Origin of the sequence: Hoylesella nanceiensis DSM 19126 = JCM 15639 (assembly GCF_000379965.1) — a bacterium.
Taxonomy (GTDB): Bacteria; Bacteroidota; Bacteroidia; order Bacteroidales; family Bacteroidaceae; genus Prevotella; species Prevotella nanceiensis.
The window spans coordinates 154,303-178,427 of record NZ_KB904328.1; the positions used below are offsets into that span (position 1 = coordinate 154,303).

Consider the following 24,125-nt stretch of genomic DNA (forward strand, 5'->3'; position numbering starts at 1 on the left):
AATTATATTGTATTGTTTTTCTACATTTTTTTTGTAATTAAGCAAAAAATATACATATCTTAAGCATATTAATATCGGTTGAAATGAATCGAATCTCAAAATTTAGAACTCTCTATTTTCAAGAAAGATACCTAAGAAAATATGAATAAAACACTTTATTTGCATCTTATCACCATTTATTTTCTCTTTCATTCATACCATTTTGAGGGGATATGATATTCTTTATTGCACCCTAAAATATCACTATTTTTAGGTATTTTCCGATTTCTTAAAAAATATTACCTTTGCATCCACAATAAGAACAACTAATTAAGCTAAACTTGAAAAGAGACATTTTATATCACAAGAAAGTTGCACATTCAGGACTACTACTATTTTTTACGCTCCTTATGCTTCATTTTTCTACGGCTCGTGCACAACACATCTCGACACTATTGCAAGGATATGTGTCGACAGAAGACGGCAAGCCACTACCAGGAGCATTTATTGTGATGCAACAAAAAGATGCTATCATTACACAGAGTGTTGCTGATACACAAGGGAAATTTTCTCTGTCTATCTCCCATTTTCCTACCAATGCCCTACTGGTTGTTCGTATGTTAGGTTACAAAGAGGCAAAAATAAAGATAAACAAGAATAAACATCACTATACTATTATTCTACAAGAAGCCTCTGAACAGCTTAGAGATGTGGTTATTACAGGGTTCCTTAATAAAAACAAAGAGGGCTACTCTGGCTCTAGCTATGTTATTGATAAGAGTCTTTTACGCAACCAAGTAAACACCAATCTTTTAGATCTTATCTTACGAAATACGCCTGGTTTCGAACTAAATGGCGACATTATGAATGGCTCTAACCCCAATAAACTTCCCGAAATGTTCCTCCGTGGGCGCAGTAGTTTTGTGGAAGGGAACAACACCAACATACCTCTTTTCATCTTAGATGGCGTAGAAGTAGATATGGGTGTTATCTTTAACCTTCGTCCTTCTTCTGTTGAAAGAGTCTCTGTGCTAAAAGATGCAGCCGCAACACTATTCTATGGATCTAAAGCAGCTAACGGAGTTGTAGTCATTACCTCTATACCAAACAGACAAGGGAAGCTTCAAGCAGACTATACAGGACAGTTTCAACTCAGTAGAGCCAATTTATCTGACTATCGATTGTTAAACGCTTCAGAGAAATTAGAATACGAACGACTTGTTGGACTTTATGGAGATTTCAAAGGAAAAGACAAGAATGATATTGCAAAACAAAAGTCTTATTACCATAAACTTTCACAAGTGCGAGCAGGAATCAATACCAATTGGCTTTCAATCCCCTTACGAATGGGATTAACTCAGCATCACAATCTATTACTTTCGGGTGGAAACGAGCAATTTAGATATAGTCTAACGGGCGGTTTAAGCAACACACAAGGTGTGATGAAGCAAAGCAATAGACATTCCACTTCTTTGCGTGTTAACCTGAGTTACGGTGATTGGAGCAAACTATTTCTACAATATACTGGTAGAATTGAAAGCATATCCAGCGACGATGTACCCTATGGTAAATTCTCTGACTATGCTATTTTAAATCCTTATGATGCCCCTTTCGATACCCAAGGCAACCTAGTTAAAGAGTTATCTTTCGGTAAGGCAAATCCTATCTACGAACAACAGTTAAACAGCTACATTAAGCATTCAGGAATATTTATAAGTAATAGTCTTCGCTTTCGAAAAGTATTAACCCCTAACTGGCGTATCGAAGGTTCCTTATCCTACACCTCTGATAATGATAATGATGAAACTTTCTACTCTCCACTCTCAAAAAGATTCTCACATTTAGTAAAGAATAAGCGAGGAAGTTTCGATATATCACATAACAAACGCACCGATTTATCAAGTAATGTCTTTGTGGTTTGGAATCAACTATTCGGTGCAAACAACACACATCGCATCGGCACAGTTCTTGGTGTCAATCTTCAAGCCATCGAAAGAACAAGTGATGGCTATACTGCTATTGGTGTATTGAGTGATAAGGCTGATCATGTTACACAAGCAATAGGCTTTTCTGAAGGATCAACACCTAGCGGAGGACGTGAACGTTCTCGCCTATTAGGAGGCTATATCAATGCTGCTTATAGCTATGACAACCGCTATTTCATTGATTTTTCTTATCGTCGAGAGGGTTCTTCCAAGTTCGGTGCCTCTAATAAATACGCCCCTTTCGGTACCATAGGTGTGGCTTGGAATCTCCATAACGAATCTTTTATACCCCAAAGGATCTTTTCATTACTCAAAATACGACTCAGTACAGGTGTTGTAGGCAAGATAAGCTTCCACTCTTACCAAGCTCAATTGAGCTATCGGTATAGTTCAAACCTTATTTATAATAACGATATAGGAGCTTTACCCATTGCAATGGTGAACACACACCTAAAATGGGAGCGTACAATCAAACGCAATATAGGACTTGATTTCGGACTTTTTTCGGATCGTTTAAGTGGCTCTTTGGATATATATAATAACATAACACATGATTTGGTTATGACTGTAGCAAAGCCACCTCATATAGGTTTCAAGGAAGCACGTGAGAATTTAGGACAGATCAATAATCGAGGTATGGAACTATCTCTTAGAGGTCAACTTATAAAACAGCGTTCGTTCATACTAAACAGCTATCTTACATACGCACACAACACCAACCGAATTATCAAAATCAGTGAATACTTACGCAACTACAACGAACGAAATGCTAAAGAAGGTGGTAGACTTCCTGTAGCTATATATGCCGAAGGCGAATCGTTAACAGCACTCAAAGTAATGCAGTCGGCAGGCATTAATCCGGCCAACGGAAAGGAAATCTTTATAAAAAGAGATGGAACCCAAACTTATTCTTACGACTATCGTGATCGAATAGTTGTAGGTGACACTTCTCCTTGGGCACAAGGAACGTGGGGATTTGTAGCCGATTGGAAAGGCATTGCTCTTTCGGTGTCATTTAACTACCGCTTGGGTGCGACATTATACAATCAGACATTGGCAACCAAAGTTGAAGGAGCAGATCCTACTAACAATGTAGATCATCGTGCATTTTTTTACCGTTGGAAAGCACCAGGCGACATTGTGCGCTATAGAAACATTGCGTGGAATAGCTATGTGGTACCTTCTTCACGCTTTATTGCCAAAGAGTATGCCTTAGAAGGATCATCACTCATGTTGTCATACAATATTCCTCAACACATTTGCAAGCAATGGAAGGTGACTGATATACGCATTTCTGCCTCAACAGCACAATTCTTTCACCTCTCTACCATTAAGCGTGAACGAGGTTTAGACTATCCTTTTGCACGCATTTACGAATTGGGGTTAAACATAAAACTATAAAAATCACTATGAATAGAACTCTATTTTATCTTTCAATAATTATTTTTTGTATACAGATAACGGCCTGTAACTTTGTTGATATAGACACTCCAGGGGTTATTAATCATAAAAAGATGTTTCAAAACGAACAAGGATTCAATGAAGTTTTAACAGGTGTCTATGCCTTAATTGCATCGAATAAACTCTATGGGAAAGAGCTTTCTTATGGATTTATAGATGAAATTGCACAACTCTATTATAACGATCACGAGCCTAATGAAACCCCTTTAACCCGCACATACGACCTTCAATATCGCAATAATGCTGTTCAAATTCGCATCAACAGCATTTGGGAGAATGCATATACTGCCATTTCCGCATTAAACAGCATGATTACAGAAGCTAGGAAGCGTAATTCTCCTTATATAAAACATCTCGAAGGTGAAGCTTTAATACTACGTGCCATGTTACATTTTGACCTTCTTCGACTTTTTGCTCCCCACATATCGCAACCCAATGCATTAGCCATTCCTTACGTTAAAACCTTTTCTATCGAACCTCAAGCACGCCTTTCAGTAGGCGAAACCTATCAAAATATCATTGCCGATTTGCAAGAAGGAGAACGTATCTTGGCAACAGATACAAATACAATAAATAGATCTCCTCGTTTTCTTTACGTTAATCACGATGTCGCAATGTCGCTTTTGGCTCGTGTTTTTCTATGGGGAGGAAACAAGTCGGAAGCCCTTATATGGGCACAAAAAGTAGTAGCAAGCAACTATCAGCTAACTAAAGAAGAAGCCATATTACAGCTATTTATGGGATATAATGCTCGCTCTGAATGTATTTTTGCTCTCCATACTCCCAAAATGTATCTCGATGTGCGCAACACTTGCTATCCTGCACGCTCTACTTCTACATTCAATATGGTACGCAACAACTACAAAACAATTTTTAAGACCAACACTTTTACCATCTCGAATAACGATTATCGCTTTCAAGCCTATTTCACATTAACCAACTGGGGACATCCCGTTGTTACACTAACAAAGCTCTATGATAAGAATTACGACGAAACATCGCAATGGATGGAAGGACGTATTCCGTGCATAAACCTTATCCGCTTACCCGAAATATATTATATAATAGCCGAGGCAAGCTATGACACCGACCGCCAGAAAAGTATAGATGCTCTTAATACCGTTATCAGTTCACGTGGCCTACATCCTCTTTCTATAAACGATATTGCCTCTTACACCACCTTTAAAAACATACTTATAAACGAGATTACTAAGGAGTTTTGGGGTGAAGGGCAGATCTTTTTCACCCACAAACGCCTAAATATGCCTCTCGAAGGTTTACATGGTAAGATCCATCCCGCAAACAACAACACTTTTGTTCTACCTCTTCCCAACAGTGAACAATCCATATCTTAACATTCTATGCATTGCAACAATCACTTCATTTATATTGTTTATAGCTGTTTATGTTGCTTTTTGATAAGCGCATGCAGTTCACACGACAGTTTTATTTATAATGGTCGACAAGGCATCAACTTTGTTTCTGCTCATCACGATATTGCTTTGGGCAGCTTGCCTTATAACATTTCCGATACTACCCTATCCATTCCACTTGAGCTAATAGGCTTTACAAGTTCTCAAACACAGGCTTATCATATTGAAATAGACTCACAGGAAACAAATGCCACACAAGGTATTCATTTTCAACCTTTTGCCTTTGAACGAACAATTGCTCCGCAAGCCTATCACGACACCCTATATATAAGGGTGAACAGGCGTGCTTTAGATAACGATACATACTACAAACTAACACTGCGCATTGCTGCCTCTTCGCCTTTACCTGCAGGAATTGAAGAACTCAGAACAACAAGAATAACATTCACAAACAGATTAGACAAACCCCAATGGTGGAATGAACTGGCCTATTGGCTGGGTGAATACGACATCCGGAAATATCAAAAATTTATTGAATATAATGGCGCTCCCATCACAAGTGAAGATGTGGCAGATCGTAAATATGATATACTGAGAATCTTTAAGCGAGTGAAGAGCTTCTTCGAAGCACAGTTTTCTACAGGAATAACATTTCCTGATGTAGCGTGGGAGGTATAAAATTGTCCTTGTTCTCTCCATCAATCATCTATTGAAATATCTCTATTCAACAACAAAATATAATATAAATATAAAACAATGAAATTAACAAAAAAACTATCCTTTATCGGTCTTTTAATGGTTTTATTCTTCTTTTCGTGCAATGATGAAGCTACCGAAGACGTACAAGACGCTTTCATCCGCCGCATAGAAGGAATTGAAACACAGTATCAAATACAACTTAACGACACACTACGTATCACTCCTAAAGTGCAATTCACTGAAGGAGATACAACTACCGTGTCCTATGAGTGGAGCATCAACAATGAGATTGTGAGCCGTGAGCCCAACTTAAAAGTGCCTTGCAAAAAGCTTGGATCTTTTTATGGCTATCTAAAAGTATCTACAAACAGCAATGCAGAAATCAAAGAATTTCAACTTCTTGTTTCTTCTAGCTACGATCATGGTTTATTGTTACTCACCGAACACAATGGCACATCAATGCTCACCTATAAACGTTTAGATGCTCTTGAAGTCCCTGCCACAAGAGATGTGTTCGCAATCAATAATCCCAAACTCAGCTTAGGAGCAACACCTCTATCCCTATGTTGGACTGGTGAGGGCATAACGAACCCTAATAACATCAGCGATTTCTCTAATGGTTTAGAGGTTATCGTAAGCTCTAGCAACCCAACTAAAGTGTTTGTACTCGACGCCAACACCCTAAAAGTAAAAACAGAGGTATCATATAAGGCTGAAGGAACATTTCATCCCAACTATATATTTGTGCCTTATGGCGGACAAAACATGCTTTGGGACAAAGGAGGAGAAGTTGTTTGTTTCGTTGGAAATGGCCGTGAATATATCATGACACTTAATCGTGAATTCTCTTTAGGACGCATCAAACATCAATTACCAATAGGCGTTCAGCTGGCTGATATGGCCTGTTCGCTCATCACCAACCCCACAGATATGTTGAAAGTGTATTTCGATAAAACCTCAAAACATCTTATTTACGTGAGTGGAATAAGTGAGTTAAAGATTGGAACCACAACTTGTAACATACAACCTATGTTGCTCACAGCCTGCGGAGGACAATATGCTGACGAAAATGCCGATCTTCGTTACGAGCCACGAGAAGTTCTCTTAATTGGTAGCACCAATACTTCAACCACTCTTTATCGCTTTTCTCCAGCATCAAAACGTTCTGAAGAGACGCTAATCGCTAAAACAAACGTCACAGGACACATTCTTCCTACAAGTGCAGTTGGGGTAAATCCAATAAAACCTTTTGTGTATTATTCAGACGAAAAGGGAAATATTTATAGCTATAACTACGAGAGTAACAATTTTTCTACTGAGCCTTACATTTCTTTGGGGCACCATTATCGAGCAAAACAGCTTATCTTCAACCCCTATAATCCTAACGAATTGTATGTGGCAGCCGAAGATATTTCTATAAAAAACGGATTGGTTTCTTCGCTCTTTATCTATGATGTAAATCCTAAGGACAAAGGAAAACTTATTCGAAAAGACGAGCATATTGGCGGGAAAACAATACGTTTGATTTATAAGGGCAATGGAAGAGAAAACAGAGAGAACACAAGATTGTAGAAAAGATAAAGCAAAATAAATGTTCTTTGTGAACCTATAAATAATCAACTAATTATAGGCTTACAACCAATGTATTTCTCCTGAACAATAAAGAACTCAACTGTTGTACTTTAAAAGTATTGCTTTAGCAGCGTAAAAGTTACACTATTATACTCTAAAAGATATCTTTTTACACTCTAAAAACAATGCTTTCGCAACACTCCCCATAAACAATTGAATGAAAACAACTTACAAACTTATCTTTTATACCAAAAGAGAGATAACAAACAACCATATATAAAAAGAAATAATATGATAGAAACAATGATGAAAAAACAATCGGTAGTGACTTTACTACTTATGCTGTTGCTGGGATTCGGAGCATGCAGTGAAGACGAGATAGAGACTCCTTTTAGTTTAACACAACACGAATTAAAGCTAGAAGTGGGTGAAACCACAGAACTTGCACTTAACTCTGGTAGTGGAACCTATTCACTATCAAACGACAATAGTGTTGTAACAGAAGCTATAATAATAGATAGGAAACTATCAATCAAAGCACTAACAGCAGGGACTTCTACTCTTACTATCACCGACGAGAACAGTAGTGAGCAAGAAAAATTGAAGGTTTTGGTTACTGAAAAGCCAACAGCAATTCCTGAAGGCGTTATAGTAAAAGACCATATTGTGCTACAATGGGATGCAACTCTTATTCCTGCAGACGGCAAAGTGGTGCTTCCTGAAGGCATTGTGGGCATTGCAGGTGAGGCATTTTATCAAACACCAATACAAAAAATAACATTCCCTACCACCTTAAAGTTTATTGGAAAAGATGCGTTTGCCTATTGCAATGGCTTGAAAGAGGTAATACTTCCTGAAGGAATAGACAGCATTGGAGAGAGTGCTTTTTATCAATGTCATTACATTACACAAGTGTTTGTGCCACGAAGTGTAAAGAAAATTGCACCTAACGTATTTACTCTGTGCACCAGTTTGCACGAAGCTACTCTGCAGAACGGATTAGAACTAATTGGAGAATCGATGTTCTATGGCTGTAAATCATTAGACCATATCACCTTTCCAAACACCATTAAAACTATAAAAGATAATGCTTTCAGTGCCTGTACAAACCTAAGAACTATTGAACTACCAATTGGTTTAACTACAATAGAAAACACCACATTTAAAGAATGCACTGCACTGAAAAGCGTAAAGCTGCCTGAAACGCTCGAAACAATAGGTAGAGAAGCATTCACAGGCTGTGAAAATCTAGACGAGATCAATATCCCTGAAAGTATAAAACTAATAGATGCTTATGCTTTTGCAGCTTGCAAAGCACTTAAAAAGGTGGAATTGCCCTCACAAATAACCGCAATTATGGCTGGAACATTTAACGATTGCACATCACTCAACACTGTTTTACTTCATAAAGGGATTACTGAAATTGGTATCAGTGCATTTAAAAATTGCAACAATTTAGTAGATATTACACTTCCAGAAGGCGTTACAAAGATTAATAATTTTGCATTCCAGAACTGCACTACCTTGCTTTCTATCGATCTTCCCGCATCATTAAAAGAGATAAAACTAAATGCTTTTGTTGCATGTAAAAACTTATCAAAAGTGAAATGCCATGCCAATACACCTCCAACAGTGATGAAAGGAGCATTTAGAAACTCATATACTAGCAAAGAACTCCTCGTTCCTTCTGATGCTATCTCTACCTATAAAACATCTAGTTGGATGCAAGAGGGCTTTACAAACATAAATACAATAATACCCTAAAATAAACCATTTAAAATAAAAAACAATGAAAAGAAAAACAATGAATCAATTAATGCGAGTTACTTTCTTAATAGTTTTGCTCTTTACAAGTATTGCTTTACAGGCAAAAGACGTTGAGTTTGATTTCAAAGCAAATCCATGGGGATTACCAGTTGCACCTAAATACGGTGAACCTGAAGAAGGAAAGCTCGATAATGATGTAAAAATTGAGCAAGATGGAGTGGTTATTACACAGCAAAAAATGAATAACAAGTATTGGAATCGCTTGTTTGCTGATGGCCTTACCATATACTCTAAAAATGGAATAACAATCACAGCACCACGTGGATTCAAAATAAATGGAATTGATTTCTATTGTGTAAGCGACTTTGATTTTGATTTATCTACTGATAATGAGCCAACTATTGAATCTGAAGTTGATAATGATAAACTCTATAAAAGCAAGGCAAAAGGTTTGGTTTTAAAATATAAAAACAGCACAAGTAGAACTCGTTTAACAAAAATCATAGTACACCTTGAACCTAACGACATTACAGGAATTACACACCAACCCCTAAATTCTGATGTTAATGAGATTGTTTATTCGCTTGACGGCATCAGAGTTGGCACCACAAAAGATTTTCATTTGCTCTCTAAAGGAATTTATATTGTAGGTAGAAAGAAAGTACAAAAGTATTAAAAGAGTATATGTGCAAGTTAATTTGAAACAATAATGATCATTACTTCTAAATAATAAAGATTCTTTTACATTTAACTTTTTATTGAATGATCTGTTGATTGTAATTTAAACACACATCAAAAACAAATTATATCGATACTGAACGAGTATTTAATTGGATATTAATATTTCGATTTGCATTGGTATAATGGTAATATATCTATAAAATTAAAGGACGACTTTTTATGAAAGTCGTCCTTTATCATTAATATTTCAAAACAAAAGCATTGAGTTTGAATAATAAAAGCATTGAGTTTACAGCCTAAAAGCACTGCTTTTGAAGTGTAAAAACATTGCTTTTAGAATACGACTAAAGAGACGCTCTTTGTGAAAAGAGTGCCGATAGGATTACAAATAGAATGAATGTAAAAATAAAATCGATTGAAATGAGGCAAGAACAACAAGACGATTAGTGCTTGTTTTGCTCCATTTCTCTATACGAATGTTCGAGATCGAGATAGTGAAAGTTGTGTTGTCGACGCTTATCTTCGGGTGGAAGTTGCATATAATTGCCGTATTTCATCTTGAGATAAGTATCTGGTTGAGCCACTCCAAGCACTTCTATGTCTTCGAACTTACAAGGAATTGGGGTGCCAAGTACCTCTTTTGGCATCACAAAGCGCAAGCCATCGTCGTAGTCTGCCACAAGAGTTGACTTGTCGAAGTCGTACTTTGTAAGAATGTTTCGAATACTTTTTTGAACACCTTTCAATGTAAACAGCTTGCGACAAAGCAACGGAACCCAGCTACTTGGGCCTTTTCCGTGTTTATAAGGGTCACGTTGAACAAGATAAAGCACTGTTCTATAAAACTTATAACGTGCAAAATGCCAGCGTTTACACCAGTTATTGGGCACTCCATCTAATGGAAACACGTCGATATAAGCCCCTCCAAGATAGCGAAGGTGCATGCGTTCGATAATAGTTGTACTGCTATCTTGAATCTTTGCGAATGCTATTGGATAGTTTTCGTCGTTCTCTGCACACACCATCTCATAGGGATTGGGCAACCATTCTTTTGCATGAGCAATCAAAAGGTCGTAATCTTTGCGGGGCATAGCAATGTCGATATCATCGTCCCAGGGTATAAATCCACCGTGACGAACGGCTCCTAACTGTGTTCCTGCCCATATATAATAACGCAAGTTGTGCTCTTTACACACCTTATCTATCGTTTGAAGGGTTTTAAGAATACAGTTGTGAAGGGCTTTAATATCGTAGTTTGCCATGATTAAAACAAGTGTTGTGGAATGATTTTCTGTGCGTTTTGGAAGTCTTCTACCGTATCTAACTCAGTAGAAAATATCGAAGTGGTGTCTACAACCTTAAAAGAATGACCTTGAGCAATGAGTCTTTCAAATGCTAACTCATAGAACACGTTTTCGAGATGCTCTGTGTTCATCATCTTTTCTAACTCATCATAAAGTGCTTGCGAATAGCTATTGCTGATCTTTTCGATTCCAACCGACTCGCCTAAAGCCTCTTCTGGGCTACATTCTTTGGTGATTTGGGTTATTGTTCTCTCTGCATTTACTACCACTTTCATCTCCTCTTCGCCCAAAGGATGCTGATTAACGGCTAACGAAGAGCCTTCAACTGCCATTAAAGCGTGGAGCAAAAGGGGATCGAAAAGTATGTCGCTATCGAGCAAAAGGAATTCTTTTCCCTTTACATACTTCATTGCAAGCCAAAGAGAATAAATGTTATTGGTGCTTTCGAACACTGCATTGTGCTCAAAAAGTATATCTTCTTGGGGATAACGACTGGTTAAAAAGTCCTCAATTTGCTCGTGCAAATAACCTGTAACCACAACAAATTGAGTCACTCCAACGCTTTTTAGGGCGTTAAAGGTACGTTCTAACAACGATTTTTGCCCTATTTTTAAAAGACATTTGGGCGTTGTATCGGTTAAAGGACGTAGGCGTTTGGCCATGCCAGCAGCCAAAATAACTGCTATCATGGTTGTGCTATGCGTTTAATGGTGTCGCAAACAAAGCGGTTTTGCTCTGCTCGTCCAAGCGTAATGCGTAGATGTGAGTTGATATCGGGCTCGCTCATAAACTTCACTTTGTAGTTACTTTGAGCAAAAGCCTGTTGCAATGCTTCTTTCAACTCAAGGGGATATTTAATCAATATGAAGTTGGCTACCGACTTATAAACCTTAAATCCGGGTAAAACACCTATCTCATTAGTATACATTTGACGTGCTTCTTCCATCACACGAGCCACTTCTCGGTAGTGGGCATCAGACTTAAGAGCTGCTATTCCCAACTCTTCTGAAAGACGATCGTAGCCTAAATACATGTTAGCATACTTCAAAAAGGCGTCCATTTCGCCCCCTTTGCCCACAAAACCATAGCCTAATCGCAAGCCAGGAAGGCCGTAGAACTTAGACATTGTGCGACAAACGATGATGTTTGGATAAGTGTTTATAAGGCGTTTGATATAGTCTCCGCTCTTAGAAACAAACGAAGCGTAAGCCTCATCCACCACAACTATGGTGCTTGAAGGCACAAACGAAAGGATTTGTTCTATCTCTTCGCCTGTTAAACCGTTACCTGTTGGGTTGTTTGGAGATGCAACCAATAACAAACGGGGTTGCTTTTCCTCTACAATAGCTTTGAGTTCGTCGAGGTTATAGGTGTAAGTATCTTCTTGTTCGTACATTGGATACAACTCAGTTTCACCCTCTACCTCATCAGCAATCGACTTATAATACCACCAAGAGAACTTAGGTATGAGCATTTTTCTATTATTTCCCTTTGTAAGGAAATAGTGAACAGTCTTTTTAAGCAGATCTTCTGCGCCATATCCCACCATCACTTGGTGTTCTTCTATATCGTATAACTCTGATAAATACACAGAGAATATGCTCTTTTTACCTTCATCATAAATGCGAGTGTAGAACGCAAACTTATTAACATCAAAGTTTTTGAAAGCTTCTACCACTTCTTTTGATGGCTCGAAGTTAAACTCGTTCCTATCAAGATAATTCAATTCATTTTGCATCTTTTCGTCGATTTTGCTACAAAGATAATGAAAATAGCAAAATTAAGCAACTCTTTCTTTCGTGTTATACTATGTTTGCTCTTTTTAAAAGCATAAAAAAGCGAGCGTCTATCTATTACAGACCGACGCCCACAGCTTACAAACTTAGGTGCTATTGCACTACAATAGCATTATGAAAAAAGTTCTGTTAAAATTAAATTGGTATATAACGCTTTTTCTATATTTATATTATTGATAACTACTTGAGGGCGAAATAAATACCCACAATAGCTCTTTGAGTATCTTTTTATTGCCGAATTGTGGTTATTTCTCTTAGTTTTTCAACTAAAAAGTAATAGCGCATAGACACCAACAACAAACAAACCGCCTAAGCAGTCCGCATCAAAAGAGGACTCCTTGCATTGTAAGATGTTCTGAATTTCTGTGTCGCTAAATGATTTATGTGTTTTATAGTATCTTCAATTAGAATGTTTTTCGATTCTTCATAGCCAATACTTTCAGCATAAGTCGCAGTTTTTTCGTTTTAAAGTTGATATTGTTTAAGTCGATACAAATATATAAAATTGATTTATATCACTTCGTTTTATTCGTAACTTTATATTTGTTGTTTTGTATATTTAACATAAAACGAAAAAGAAAGGGGTGTTTTCGGCAGAGCAAAAAAAAAAGGGGCTCCGCCGAGTCCCAACCTTTGTTAACCTTAAATCTAATACTATGAAAAACACAATGCAAAGATAATACTTTTTTAGAAAAATGCAAGTTGTTTGCGGTAACAATTTTATAATTATCTATTTTTATTGATTTTTATCAAAGAGAATGTAGAATTTTATGAATAAAAGTTTACTTTTAGTTTTTCGATTAGTAGATTTTTTGCATCGTAAATCTATGCAAAATAGAATTTTTCTTTATCTCATCATATTTCAAAAAGATAAAGAAAACGAAAATAATACTTTCTTATTCACTTTTAAAAACAATGCTTTTGCTGTGTAAAAGATATGTTATTACACAAAAATAGCAATGCTTTTACGATCTAAAAGCATTGCTATTTCAAAGTGCTTTGTATGTTGCTGATTTTCAATACAACTGCAAAGCTGAATAACTTTATATGCGATAGAGACTCAAATACTGGCTGTTGAGCTTGTAAAACGACTTTCTTTGCCTGCAAACCGCAACTCTATCAAAGACTGAAAACGAACGGATCGCTCTCAAACAGCGCAGAGAGCTATTTCAAGAAGTCGCTCTTTAGAGATGCACCGAGCGTGCCATCATCTTGCAACAACATTGCCCCTTGCCTTCTATCTCATTTATTCCCAAGTAATTTTGCTCACTTCTGCCGAGCGAACTCCAGGCTTTAACTCGCCTCCAACATAGTAAATTGCGTTGTTAGCACGCACCATCAAAGCGCCTGCACGAGCCAAATGAGGTGACGAAAGATTGGTTTCTGTCCAGCTATTGGTCTTTGCATTGAAAAGCATAAGGGTGCCATTGAAACGATACCACTCAACTGGTCGCTTCAAATAGTTTTGCTTTTCAACCATTTTATACGCTCCACTAATAGCATCAAAGAAGATATCTTTATTCACTCCACCTGTTAATAGCACTTCGTTTGCATTGAGTTGAACTGCCGCAGCACCTACTGTTGTAAGCGAATGAGCCTCGTCTTTGCCGATAAAGCCAAGCTGTTGCCATTCTTTTTTAGTCAAATCAAATTGCAAACCCTCTGTATAAACAACGGGGGCTCCACCCTTTGAGCCGTCATAAAAACCACCCCAAAGCTGGAATTTGTTATCTATTGCAGCGCAAACGGGTTGCACTCGTGGCGAAGAAGGAAGGGTTGTAGCTTCTACCCAACCATTATTTACATCTGAAAGGTTAAGGGTTAATACCTTTAAAGAAGGCGCACCATCTGCCACTCCACCCGCAACTACGATGTGATTGTTCACGATGGTACCTGTCATGTTATCGAGTGTGCAAGGCAACGAGGGCAGTTTATTGAACTGAACGCTCATTGTTTGACTGTCGAACAGCATTTCATAAGCATCTTTAAGCGATCCTTCGAGGTTGTTTCCACCTATCATATAGATGCCTTTTGGTGATGGGATGCTCACTCCATAGCCTGCTTCTACGGGCAACTCGCCTACTTTTGTCCACGAAAGACAATTGCCTTGCGCCAGGTTTGCAGCATAAACGCCCTTATAATAGTGTTTCTTTCCACCCTCAAACACGGGTTTATCGGGGAAATTACAGCCTCCTGCCATAATCAAATAGTCGTTAACAACGCCTCCAAAGGGTGCTGAAACGCCCTTTTCTATACCGTTTTCGGTGTTAGGAAAGCCCTTCATCACCTCTATTTTGAATGTATGTTTCATCTTATTTCTTTTGTGCTTGCGTGCCCATGTCGTTACTGCACAAAGGCAAAGAACAAGCGTTAGCGGTAAAAATAAATATCTCATAATTTCAATAAGCAAACGATTAACGTGCATACAACTCGCCATTAACGAGGTCGTTCAATAGCTCTGCATACTTTGTTGATACTGCATTAGCAAACATTTCGCCTTTCTTTGCTGTTGCTTATAATTATTTCAATTGGAATAAAAATGGGTTTAGCTCTCTTGTTTAGGCTTTAAGAAGAGTAGTTGCAAAGCAATAGCCACTGCAACAACCACACTTAGAAGTGCAAAACCTAATCCAAGGTTGCCATCATCGCTCCATTTTCCGAGTACATTGGTAACCATTGCACCTGCAAACACACCTGTCATGTTCATGATTCCATAAGCGGTTGCACGGTATTTGGGCGACACAAACTGACAAAGAATGGGCATATTGTTGGCATCGAAGATACCAAATCCTATTCCAAAGAGCATTCCTGCAGAAATAACTCCTATGGTGTTATGACCAAATCCCAAAAGGAATAGAGCGGGAATGGTGAGTCCTAAGCCTATTGCACTGATGTAAATACGACCTCTAATGTTGCGTTGTACCCAGCGATCTGATAGTATTCCGCCTGCAACTACACCACAGAACGACGAAAGTGCAATGGTGATGGTTGACATTGGACCTGCCTCTGCCATCGGAAGATTGAGGTTTTCTGAGAAAAGTGTGGGCAACCAGTTCTTTATTGCCCATCCTGGTAGACTCGGAGCAGCGAAGTAAAACAAGATAATCCAAAAGGCAACGGTACTGAAAAGGGCACTAAAGCCTTTTAATATCGATTCTTTCTCTACTTTATTTGTTTCGATATTGGGTTTCACTACATTGTGATTGGGGTTCTCTCTTAGGCACAATACCAATAAAAGAGCATAGGCAATACCTATCAAACCGAACCAATGAAAGGCAGTATGCCATGTGTATGAAGCTGCGACAGTTGCACCAAAGCCTCCAATTGCCTGTCCTGTATAAAGACCAGTCATGTGTATTCCCACTGCAAGAGAGCGGCTCTTGTCGCTATGCCAGTCTGCTATTAACGACAAACCAGCAGGAATATACAAGGCTTCACTAACGCCCATAAGAGCTCGAAGCCAATATATTTCGGTGAAAGTGTTGGCATATCCCATTCCATAAGTAACGGCCGACCACACGAAAAGACTAATAACTATCAACCACTTACGATTCACTCTATCGGCAATAGCACCTGCAAAAGGACTCATTAAACCATAAATCCAGAGGAAAACTGCCATTAATCGTCCGAAATTCTCAGCCGTTTGCAGTTCTGAAATGTCTAACTGCATCGACTCTTTCATGGTCGAAAGCATTTGTCTATCCATGTAATTCAGTAGCGCAACGCCCCATAATAGAGCCACAACTACCCATGGATAATATTTACTTGTTGTTTTATTCATATCTAAATATTGACATTTAGGGATAGTGTTCTTATTTCATTATCTCGTTACAAAGCATAAAGCTCTTGATCATCATGCGTGGAATGTGGAACGGACCCTTAAAGATATTACCCTTTGCAGGCTGTGCAACGGTGCCATCTCTGTGCAAATAGCCATACCATTCGCCATATTCTTTATCTGGGAAGTGTGCATAAGTCCAGTCACTTATCTGCTTATGCATTTCCAAATACTTATCATCTCCAGTTGCTTCGAAAGCATATAAGGTTGCAATAATTGCTTCTGTTTGAGGCCACCAGAACTTCATATCTTGCGAATAGTCTTGAGGTGGGAGTCCTCTACAATCTCTAAAGTTAATAATTCCGCCATATTGTTCGTCCCAACCCCATTTCCATGACCAGTTAAGAATGGTCAAAGCTGTTTGTGTTAGCTTTGGTTCCCAATTGCGATGTTTTGCTTCTTCGAGCAAGAACCAAGCGGTTTCGATGCAGTGTCCGGGGTTAATTGTACGGCCAATGATGGTATCTATGAACTCACCATTAGGTCCAACGGTCTCTAATAGAGCTTCGAATTCAGGGTGAATGAAATATTTTTGTAGGGTTTCTAATGAGAGATCGATTTGCGCATCGAGCTCTTCTGCTTGAATTGCTTCACGAATTCGTGATGCAGTGTTAATGAGAATCATAGTGATTGAGTGTCCTTGCATCTCTACATCTTCGCAATATTTGGGTGCAAGAATACCAGGAGTATTCACAAAACGCAAGATGTCTTTAAACAAATTCAATGCCTTTTGAGCATAAGTTTTATCGCCCGAGGCAATTGAATACTCTGACATTGCAATGGCAGCGAAGCACTCTGAGAACACATAACGACGCTTACGAAGTGGCTTTCCTTCTGCAGTCACCTCGAAATACATACGTCCGTCGGTGTCAAAACAATGCTTTTCGATAAATTCTACACAGCTTTTTGATGCTGCAAGCCATTCTTCTTTTTGTGCAATATTGTTGTAAGCGAAGGCACAAATAAAGCCGAAACGACCTTGAAACCACACCGATTTGGTGGTATCCATCAAGCTTCCGTCTCTGTTTACGCATGTATAAACACCGCCATTAACGGTATCTAAGCCGTATTTTAACCAAAAAGGAAGAATGTTTTCTTCTAAATCTTGCTTATAAGAGTTAGCCCATTGAGCTAAATATGTTTTTTGTTCTGCCGATAAATTCATATTATTTATTGTTTAGGAGTAAAGAAAAAGGACTTGTGTGTTAGCCTTTTATGTTGTAAAAAGACGCTTGTAACACGCAAGCCCCTATATATAATAAGGTAAAACGCTTAGAATACGTTGCACTTATTGAAGAAGTCGATAGCCTCGAGCTCTGCTTTCAATGCACGTTCTTCATCATCTGTGATGTTTTGGAATGGTGTTCTGTTAGGTCCAAGGTCTAATCCTATGAGCTTCATAATACGCTTTCCGCCCACAATATTACCACGATAACGGCATATAACATTGATCACTTCTTGTCCAAAGTTTTGAAGTTCACGTGCTTCTTCGATGTTTCCTTCTTCCCAAGCCTTTAAGATTCCAGTTAAACAACGACCATTATAGTTGGTTGTTCCGCCAATTCCGCCTTGAGCTCCACCCATTGCGAGGCATGGAAGGATTGTTTCATCTTGGCCATGGAGCATATCAAACTTGCCATTTGCATACAAACGGCATTGGTTATACTCGTATAAACTTTCGTAAGTGTATTTGATTCCTGCGAAATTAGGAATTCTTCCGTCTACTGCTTTCAATAATTCTACCATAGAAAGGTAGGCTCCATTGAATGCAGGAATGTGATAATAATAGAATGGAAGCTGTGGTGCTCCTGCTGCAATTTCCTCACAATACTTCACCAACTCTTCTATTCTGCCAACCTTTGGAAATGGAGTTGCCATCGCACCAATACCAAATGCACCTATTTTTTGTGCGTGTTCTGCAAGGCGTCTACTTGTTTTTACGCAAGTACTACCCACATGTACAATCACTTTAAAGTCGCTTGGAGCAGCCTTCATCCATGCTTCAGCAAGCTTCATACGCTCTTCTTCTGTGAGCATATAGCCCTCACCGCTCGAACCATTGATAAAAACTCCCTTCAAACCATTATTCTTTAACATCGCTGCATAGCGCTCGATTGGCTCATAATTCACCTCACCATTACTATAAAAAGGAGTGAATGGCGCATCGATTAATCCTTTGATCTTTTCCATTTACTTATTTTGTTGTTTAGAATTTTTAGTATAGCACAAAGATAAGCAAATGAAACGAACTTGCAAAGACATTAACATTAAATTTTAAAGGCGTAAGAACGTTAAAAGAACAAGAAACAAATAATGCCCAACCTTTCTTCTTTTTCACGACAACTAAAAGAGATTTTAAAGGGAAAAGGGGACAAGAAGACAATAAAGTATTTCTCACTTTTTTCACATAAAAGAAGAGTATTTGTAACAAAAAAACGTACCTTTGTATACAAACATCTATACACTTAGAAAAGTAATCAAAAACAAAACAACTATAACAAGAGAACAGATTATTAACATTATAAATATTATTCAAAATGAAAAAGAAAGTTTTATTAGGCTTATTGGTTTGTGTTGTGGGCTTATTCAGCGCATGTTCGTCAGACAAAAATGATGATAATAATGGCGGAAATATCATTATTACTGGCGAAAAAATTGCGGGGTTCACAGACAACCACGGAACTGTTATATCTAACATCCAATACGACAAGCAAGGAAGATTAGTGAGTGTAACACTAGAAACCAATTCGGATGAGGGCAAAGAAAAAAACATTATTACCTATAAGTATTCTGAAAATTTGATAGAAGCACAATCTACAGGGAACCAAAAGGCTACAAGTACATTTTATTTAAAGAATGGAAAGATAACCAACAGCACTTTAAAAGGTGATGATTCAGATGTTGTTGAATGTATATACGATAATAATGATCAACTAACTAAAGTGATAACAAAAGACAATAGTACCAATATTTCATGGCAAAAGGGTAATATTACACAGCTAAGCACTCAGTCTAAGAATTATAGTATCATTACTAAGTTTGTTTATACCAATCACTCTGCTAAAAACTTCATTGCTTTAAGTGAGTTAGAAGATTGCATTCCTGCTATAGATGGCGTTGATCCAATTTTATTTATGCAGGGTTACTATGGCAAGTTTGTAAATAATTTAGTTGAAAATGCATTCACTGATAACAAACCAATACCTACTCCTACAGACGAAATCGAAAATATTACCTACACTTACACCCTTAACAATAAAGGAAAAGTGGTAAAAGTTACAGACAATAAAGGTAATATCGGAAACTATACTTGGAAATAAGACAGTTCAAAACATTGCTTTTTATTTTATAAAACGCATTTATCAAGATTAAAAGCAAGCTGAAAGAAAAAGAAGAATTCCAAAATTAAATATAAGAAGCGGAAGAAGAAATAAACACTTCTAAGATTTTCAACTTATAAAAGCACAAAACGAGGTATTGAAATAATGTTCAATATCTCGTTTTTTATTGGCTTTTAACCTATCCACCACTCCACTTTTCAGTCCTTCCCCATAGTCTTTTATCCCGTAAAAGTCCTCCTATCGTCTCCTACTACCGTTCTATTCCGTAACTCTTTCATTATCATAACAATTGCAATAACACTGATATTACAAAGCAACAGCACTGCTTTTAGGGTGCAATTGCATTGCTTTTGGCAACCAATTACAATGCTTTTGTTAGGAGATAGCTATACTAAAACAAATCAAAGGGAAGGAATGTCTACAACAAAATATGCGCATTGCAGTGCAAGTCAAACAATATTCATCAATAAGAGTAATGTTTTAAAATAGAAATATAGGAGCACGAGCTATCGAAAGACGATCTTTTGAGTGATTGCCTCTATCGAAATAGAAAGAAAAAGTTGATTTTTTCAGTAAGCAAATCGCTAAAAGAGCGATGCGAATACCTACTTTAAGAATCGCTTACTCAAGGTGCGAACAGGATACCACACCGACAACCAGCCCGTAATGATTACGGTGATGAGCACCAAAAGCACATCGATGTAGTGCACACTAACGGGATAAGCGTTCACAATAAAGGTGCCACTGCTTTCGCCCAAGGCAACAAGTCCGAATGTTTGTTGCAGCCAACAGAGCAATAAACCAAGCAAAATGCCCAGTAGTGCACCAATGAATGCAATTAAACGACCTTCGAATAAAAAGATACTTACAATTTGCTTGTCGGTTGCTCCCAACTTTCTTAGCGTTTCAACGTCGTTCTTTTTGTCGAGAATAAGCATCGACAACGAACCAATGATGTTGAAACTTGCCACAATAACGATGAAAGTAAGGAAGATATAAGCAATCATCTTCTCTACTTGCATAATCTTAAAGGTGTCTTCTTGTTGCTCAAATCGGTCGAGCACCTTTAGCTCTTTTCCTCCAATATTTTGCATTTCTTTTTTCACAGCATCGATATCGGCTCCTGGTTTGAGCTTTATTTCGAGCGAAGAAATCATACCTTGCTCGCCAAAAAGGTTACGAGCAAAGTCTATCGAGGTAACAACGTGGTCTTTATCGTATTTCTGCTGATTCGCAATAAAAATGACATCGGGCGACAAGAGCGAATCTACCACAAACGCAGTGGTGGGGTTTGAAGGGTCTACTTGCCCTTCTTTGATTGGCGCATAGATGTGAAGAAAGCCCTCCCAACGTGTTCCAAAGCCTAAACTTTGCGCCGCTCTCACTCCAAATATACCGTATTGTAGAATGCCTGCATGCGTTTCAAAGCTGCCTTCTCCATACAAAATCTTTTGTATGTTGGTTAGTTCGGGGAAGTTATCTTGCACTCCTTTCACTCTCACCATCAGCTGTTTGTCTCTATAAACGGCAAGAGCCATATCCTCTACACACTCTGTTGCAACGGCAACTTGTGGCATTTTCTTTATCTTATCGATAGAGATGGCATCTGCAGGAATGGTCTTTCCAACTGCTGGAACCACTTGAATTTGAGGGTCGAAGTTGGTGAATAGAGAAGCAACTAAATCGTGAAAACCATTGAATACACTTAATATCACCACTAAAGCCATAGTTGCAATGGCTACACCTACTACTGATATAGCCGAAATAACATTGATAACTGCGGTGCTTTTCTTTGAAAAAAGATAGCGACGGGCAATGAAAAAGGGTAGATTCATTGGTTGGGAAAGAATGTAACTTTACGAATGTTATGCGATAAGAATAATGCTTTATTTTGCCAATAGCTCGTCGATACGCTCTAAGTAGTCGAGTGAGTCGTCGATAAAGAAACGTAGTTCGGGAACAATTCGCACTTGCTTGCCTATCTTTTTGCCTAATTCAAAACGAATACTTTTATAGTTCGCACGGATATTCTCTAATATTTCATCTCCTTTTTCTGATGGAAATACGCTGAGATAAGCGGTGCATACACCTAAATCGGGAGACACCTTGCAACGTGTTACCGATACCATCATGCCCATCATGGCACGTGTTTGATTTTGAAAAATTAAGCTCAATTCTTTCTGAAACAGGCGAGCTACTTTATTTTGTCTTGTTTCTTGCATTGTTATCTTTTATTTATTGAAATGGGATTAGATGCCCATAAGGGTTGCTACTGCGTGAAATAGAGTTAGAACAACGATTATTCTAAATCGATATGCTGCACCGATATGTCTTCGTGTAGAAAGATTTTGGCACTTTCTTTAAATCGTTCTGCATTCTCGGTGGTGTAGTATTGGGTGACACCTTGTTTGATACAGAGTTGCTCTATGTCTGGGTGTCGCTGCAAATAGTTGGCTAAGCTTTTAGCAACATATTGGCCTTGTGCAACCACTTGCACTCCTTTAGGAGTGTATTTTTTGATCTTTGGTAAAAGAAGTGGATAGTGAGTGCAACCTAATATCAATGTATCGATCTGGCTATCGAGCGACATAATGGTGTCGATGCGCTTCTTTACGAAGTAATCTGCGCCCTCTCCGTCTGCCTCATTGTTCTCTATTATGGGCACCCAAAGTGGACATGACACGCCAGTTACAGAGATATTGGGATGTAGCTTGTTGATTTCTAAAGCATAACTATTGCTCTTGATGGTTCCTTCTGTTGCCAATATGCCCACATGATTGGTGTGGGTGATGTCGCCAATGGCCTCTACTGTGGGGTGAATGATGCCCAACACACGGCGCAATGAGTTATCCATCTGTGGCAAGTCGTGCTGTTGTATGGTTCTTAAAGCCTTGGCAGACGCTGTGTTACAGCCAAGAATAATAAGACGACAACCCAGCTCAAAGAGCTTCATTACGGCCTGTCTGGTGAACTCATACACTACATCAAACGAGCGAGAACCATAAGGTGCCCGTGCATTATCACCCAAATAAATATAATTATATTGAGGTAGTTCTTTGCGAAAGGCCTCAAGAATGGTTAAACCTCCATATCCAGAGTCGAACACTCCTATAGGTCCAGCAATGTTGTTTTGCTCGTTTTTCATTCTCACTATTGATGTTTCTTTATTTCAAAGCGTCTTTTACAAGAGGTAAAAGATCTTCTGCTTGTACCTTATTGATAAATGGTACGGCGTTGTTGTCGGTGTTAAGAACAAATGAAAGATTGCGTGCTGCAGCCAATTGCTCTATTGTTGCATTGAGCTTGTTATAGAGTTGGTTGTTTGAATCTTGCTCTGCTTGTTGCAATAAGCGTTGTGCTTCTGCCTTGAATGCTACGTTCTTTTGCATTAGTTCTTGTAGCTCTGCTTGGCGCTTACGAAGGATTGATGGAGCGAAATCACGTTGTCCTGCTAAGAAATCTTCGTATTTCTTATTGAACTCGTCTTCTACTCTTTGCATCTCTGCATCGTACTTCGCTTTAAGAGCTGCCATGTTTTGTTGCGCTTGCTCATAGTCTGGAAGTGCTTTCACTGCTTCTTTATAGCTGATGTAACCATAACGCAATGTGCTTTCTTGTGCCTTTGCCACGAAAGGCAATAAAAGCATGATGAATGAGAATATTATTTTCTTCATAATAAAAATCGGTTTTATACGCAGAAAGCCGACGACGGTAATTCTATCTTATTGGTATCGCTCTGTAACAGAGTTCGCCCTTTAAAATAAAACACCCTCGGCGGCCTTGCTTTTGGCTGTATTTATTATTTCAATCTATTCATTTCTGCCTTAATTGCAGCTGTTACGTCTGTGCTAAGAGTGCTGCTAATATAAGGAATTCCTAAAGAAACGTCCATAATATAAACGTAGTTTCCTGCCTTACCTACATTCTCAATTGCCTTTTGAATCTTTGTAACTAAAGGCTGCATCTTCTCTTGTTGAAGCTTTTGAAGTGCTTGTTGATTGTCGGTATATGCTTGTTGAAGCTTTTGTTGCAATGCTCCTAAGCTTGTTTCTGTTTCTTGTTGCTTTGTAGCATTCATGGTTGCTTTGGTCTTTTCATACTCTTCAACCTTCTTCTTGAATTCGTCTTGCATTGCAGTTAATTCGTTTTCGTATTGCTTAGCTGCTGCTTCAATCTCTCCACGAACCTTTGCTAACTCTGGCATTGCAGACAAAATCTCTTGCTGATTGCAGTGACCAAACTTTTGTGCGAATACTGTCATAGGCATAACTAATGCCAACATCAAAATAATCTTCTTCATTTTAATTTTCTATTTTATTATTATTAAAT

Annotated in this window: 19 protein-coding genes; 7 read left to right on the plus strand and 12 right to left on the minus strand. The window is 38.3% G+C overall.

Going from position 1 to position 24,125, the window contains the following annotated elements:
* The first annotated feature begins 389 nt into the window (after positions 1-389).
* The 6 genes from A3GM_RS0103735 to A3GM_RS0103760 all read left to right on the plus strand — a co-directional run bounded on the left by A3GM_RS0103735 (position 390) and on the right by A3GM_RS0103760 (position 9,512).
* The gene (locus tag A3GM_RS0103735) at positions 390-3,365 is read left to right on the plus strand and encodes a SusC/RagA family TonB-linked outer membrane protein (RefSeq protein WP_154648083.1); all 2,976 of its coding nucleotides are present in this window, start codon (positions 390-392) and stop codon (positions 3,363-3,365) included.
* A 113-nt stretch (positions 3,366-3,478) separates the two neighbouring features.
* Entirely contained in the window at positions 3,479-4,780 is a 1,302-nt protein-coding gene (locus A3GM_RS0103740) for a RagB/SusD family nutrient uptake outer membrane protein (RefSeq protein WP_238299270.1), read from the plus strand.
* A gap of 60 nt (positions 4,781-4,840) precedes the next feature.
* Complete coding sequence (locus A3GM_RS0103745; RefSeq protein WP_162149445.1) at positions 4,841-5,476, plus strand: DUF4843 domain-containing protein; 636 nt, start codon at positions 4,841-4,843, stop codon at positions 5,474-5,476.
* 78 nt (positions 5,477-5,554) lie between these two features.
* Positions 5,555-7,069 carry a PKD-like domain-containing protein gene (locus tag A3GM_RS0103750; RefSeq protein ID WP_018362054.1) on the plus strand — a complete coding sequence of 505 codons (1,515 nt, stop codon included), beginning with the start codon at positions 5,555-5,557 and terminating at the stop codon, positions 7,067-7,069.
* Positions 7,070-7,372: 303 nt separating this feature from the next.
* Positions 7,373-8,833, plus strand: coding sequence for a leucine-rich repeat domain-containing protein (locus tag A3GM_RS10965; protein ID WP_162149444.1), 1,461 nt, complete (start codon positions 7,373-7,375; stop codon positions 8,831-8,833).
* Between the two features lie 25 nt (positions 8,834-8,858).
* Complete coding sequence (locus A3GM_RS0103760) at positions 8,859-9,512, plus strand: alpha-crystallin domain-containing protein (RefSeq protein WP_018362056.1); 654 nt, start codon at positions 8,859-8,861, stop codon at positions 9,510-9,512.
* 448 nt (positions 9,513-9,960) lie between these two features.
* Here A3GM_RS0103760 and A3GM_RS0103765 read toward each other — a convergent pair whose 3' ends face one another.
* The 7 genes from A3GM_RS0103765 to A3GM_RS0103800 all read right to left on the minus strand — a co-directional run bounded on the left by A3GM_RS0103765 (position 9,961) and on the right by A3GM_RS0103800 (position 18,645).
* The gene (locus A3GM_RS0103765; RefSeq protein WP_018362057.1) at positions 9,961-10,779 is read right to left on the minus strand and encodes a LicD family protein; all 819 of its coding nucleotides are present in this window, start codon (positions 10,777-10,779) and stop codon (positions 9,961-9,963) included.
* Between the two features lie 2 nt (positions 10,780-10,781).
* Complete coding sequence (locus A3GM_RS0103770) at positions 10,782-11,510, minus strand: phosphocholine cytidylyltransferase family protein (protein WP_018362058.1); 729 nt, start codon at positions 11,508-11,510, stop codon at positions 10,782-10,784.
* On the minus strand, positions 11,507-12,559 hold the full coding sequence (locus A3GM_RS0103775; RefSeq protein WP_018362059.1) for a pyridoxal phosphate-dependent aminotransferase: 1,053 nt from the start codon (positions 12,557-12,559) through the stop codon (positions 11,507-11,509). The genes A3GM_RS0103770 and A3GM_RS0103775 overlap by 4 nt, the downstream gene beginning before the upstream one ends.
* Positions 12,560-13,863: 1,304 nt before the next feature.
* Positions 13,864-14,928: a cyclically-permuted mutarotase family protein gene (locus tag A3GM_RS0103785; RefSeq protein ID WP_018362061.1), complete on the minus strand. Its 1,065-nt coding sequence runs from the start codon at positions 14,926-14,928 to the stop codon at positions 13,864-13,866.
* 234 nt (positions 14,929-15,162) lie between these two features.
* The gene (locus tag A3GM_RS0103790) at positions 15,163-16,398 is read right to left on the minus strand and encodes an MFS transporter (protein ID WP_018362062.1); all 1,236 of its coding nucleotides are present in this window, start codon (positions 16,396-16,398) and stop codon (positions 15,163-15,165) included.
* A gap of 31 nt (positions 16,399-16,429) precedes the next feature.
* The gene (locus tag A3GM_RS0103795; RefSeq protein WP_018362063.1) at positions 16,430-17,620 is read right to left on the minus strand and encodes an AGE family epimerase/isomerase; all 1,191 of its coding nucleotides are present in this window, start codon (positions 17,618-17,620) and stop codon (positions 16,430-16,432) included.
* A gap of 107 nt (positions 17,621-17,727) precedes the next feature.
* A complete protein-coding gene (locus tag A3GM_RS0103800; protein WP_018362064.1) occupies positions 17,728-18,645 on the minus strand; it encodes a dihydrodipicolinate synthase family protein in 918 nt (305 codons plus the stop codon).
* 347 nt (positions 18,646-18,992) lie between these two features.
* Here A3GM_RS0103800 and A3GM_RS0103805 point away from each other — a divergent pair, with 347 nt between their 5' ends.
* Complete coding sequence (locus A3GM_RS0103805; protein WP_018362065.1) at positions 18,993-19,775, plus strand: DUF4595 domain-containing protein; 783 nt, start codon at positions 18,993-18,995, stop codon at positions 19,773-19,775.
* 626 nt (positions 19,776-20,401) lie between these two features.
* Here A3GM_RS0103805 and A3GM_RS0103810 read toward each other — a convergent pair.
* The 5 genes from A3GM_RS0103810 to A3GM_RS0103830 all read right to left on the minus strand — a co-directional run bounded on the left by A3GM_RS0103810 (position 20,402) and on the right by A3GM_RS0103830 (position 24,096).
* The gene (locus A3GM_RS0103810) at positions 20,402-21,631 is read right to left on the minus strand and encodes an FtsX-like permease family protein (RefSeq protein ID WP_018362066.1); all 1,230 of its coding nucleotides are present in this window, start codon (positions 21,629-21,631) and stop codon (positions 20,402-20,404) included.
* Between the two features lie 51 nt (positions 21,632-21,682).
* Entirely contained in the window at positions 21,683-22,018 is a 336-nt protein-coding gene (gene rbfA / locus A3GM_RS0103815) for a 30S ribosome-binding factor RbfA (RefSeq protein ID WP_009227895.1), read from the minus strand.
* Between the two features lie 77 nt (positions 22,019-22,095).
* Complete coding sequence (gene murI / locus A3GM_RS0103820; RefSeq protein WP_018362067.1) at positions 22,096-22,941, minus strand: glutamate racemase; 846 nt, start codon at positions 22,939-22,941, stop codon at positions 22,096-22,098.
* A 19-nt stretch (positions 22,942-22,960) separates the two neighbouring features.
* Entirely contained in the window at positions 22,961-23,470 is a 510-nt protein-coding gene (locus A3GM_RS0103825; protein WP_025829873.1) for an OmpH/Skp family outer membrane protein, read from the minus strand.
* 125 nt (positions 23,471-23,595) lie between these two features.
* Complete coding sequence (locus A3GM_RS0103830) at positions 23,596-24,096, minus strand: OmpH/Skp family outer membrane protein (protein ID WP_018362069.1); 501 nt, start codon at positions 24,094-24,096, stop codon at positions 23,596-23,598.
* Positions 24,097-24,125 lie beyond the last annotated feature (29 nt).

Bases quoted from the DNA above. Each gene is read 5' to 3' on its own strand.
- A3GM_RS0103735 (WP_154648083.1), top strand. From the start codon at position 390: ATGCTTCATTTTTCTACGGCTCGTGCACAACACATCTCGACACTATTG.
- A3GM_RS0103740 (WP_238299270.1), top strand. From the start codon at position 3,479: ATGTTTCAAAACGAACAAGGATTCAATGAAGTTTTAACAGGTGTCTAT.
- A3GM_RS0103750 (WP_018362054.1), top strand. From the start codon at position 5,555: ATGAAATTAACAAAAAAACTATCCTTTATCGGTCTTTTAATGGTTTTA.
- A3GM_RS10965 (WP_162149444.1), top strand. From the start codon at position 7,373: ATGATGAAAAAACAATCGGTAGTGACTTTACTACTTATGCTGTTGCTG.
- A3GM_RS0103760 (WP_018362056.1), top strand. From the start codon at position 8,859: ATGAAAAGAAAAACAATGAATCAATTAATGCGAGTTACTTTCTTAATA.
- A3GM_RS0103765 (WP_018362057.1), bottom strand. From the start codon at position 10,779: ATGGCAAACTACGATATTAAAGCCCTTCACAACTGTATTCTTAAAACC.
- A3GM_RS0103770 (WP_018362058.1), bottom strand. From the start codon at position 11,510: ATGATAGCAGTTATTTTGGCTGCTGGCATGGCCAAACGCCTACGTCCT.
- A3GM_RS0103775 (WP_018362059.1), bottom strand. From the start codon at position 12,559: ATGCAAAATGAATTGAATTATCTTGATAGGAACGAGTTTAACTTCGAG.
- A3GM_RS0103785 (WP_018362061.1), bottom strand. From the start codon at position 14,928: ATGAAACATACATTCAAAATAGAGGTGATGAAGGGCTTTCCTAACACC.
- A3GM_RS0103790 (WP_018362062.1), bottom strand. From the start codon at position 16,398: ATGAATAAAACAACAAGTAAATATTATCCATGGGTAGTTGTGGCTCTA.
- A3GM_RS0103795 (WP_018362063.1), bottom strand. From the start codon at position 17,620: ATGAATTTATCGGCAGAACAAAAAACATATTTAGCTCAATGGGCTAAC.
- A3GM_RS0103800 (WP_018362064.1), bottom strand. From the start codon at position 18,645: ATGGAAAAGATCAAAGGATTAATCGATGCGCCATTCACTCCTTTTTAT.
- A3GM_RS0103805 (WP_018362065.1), top strand. From the start codon at position 18,993: ATGAAAAAGAAAGTTTTATTAGGCTTATTGGTTTGTGTTGTGGGCTTA.
- A3GM_RS0103810 (WP_018362066.1), bottom strand. From the start codon at position 21,631: ATGAATCTACCCTTTTTCATTGCCCGTCGCTATCTTTTTTCAAAGAAA.
- rbfA (WP_009227895.1), bottom strand. From the start codon at position 22,018: ATGCAAGAAACAAGACAAAATAAAGTAGCTCGCCTGTTTCAGAAAGAA.
- murI (WP_018362067.1), bottom strand. From the start codon at position 22,941: ATGAAAAACGAGCAAAACAACATTGCTGGACCTATAGGAGTGTTCGAC.
- A3GM_RS0103825 (WP_025829873.1), bottom strand. From the start codon at position 23,470: ATGAAGAAAATAATATTCTCATTCATCATGCTTTTATTGCCTTTCGTG.
- A3GM_RS0103830 (WP_018362069.1), bottom strand. From the start codon at position 24,096: ATGAAGAAGATTATTTTGATGTTGGCATTAGTTATGCCTATGACAGTA.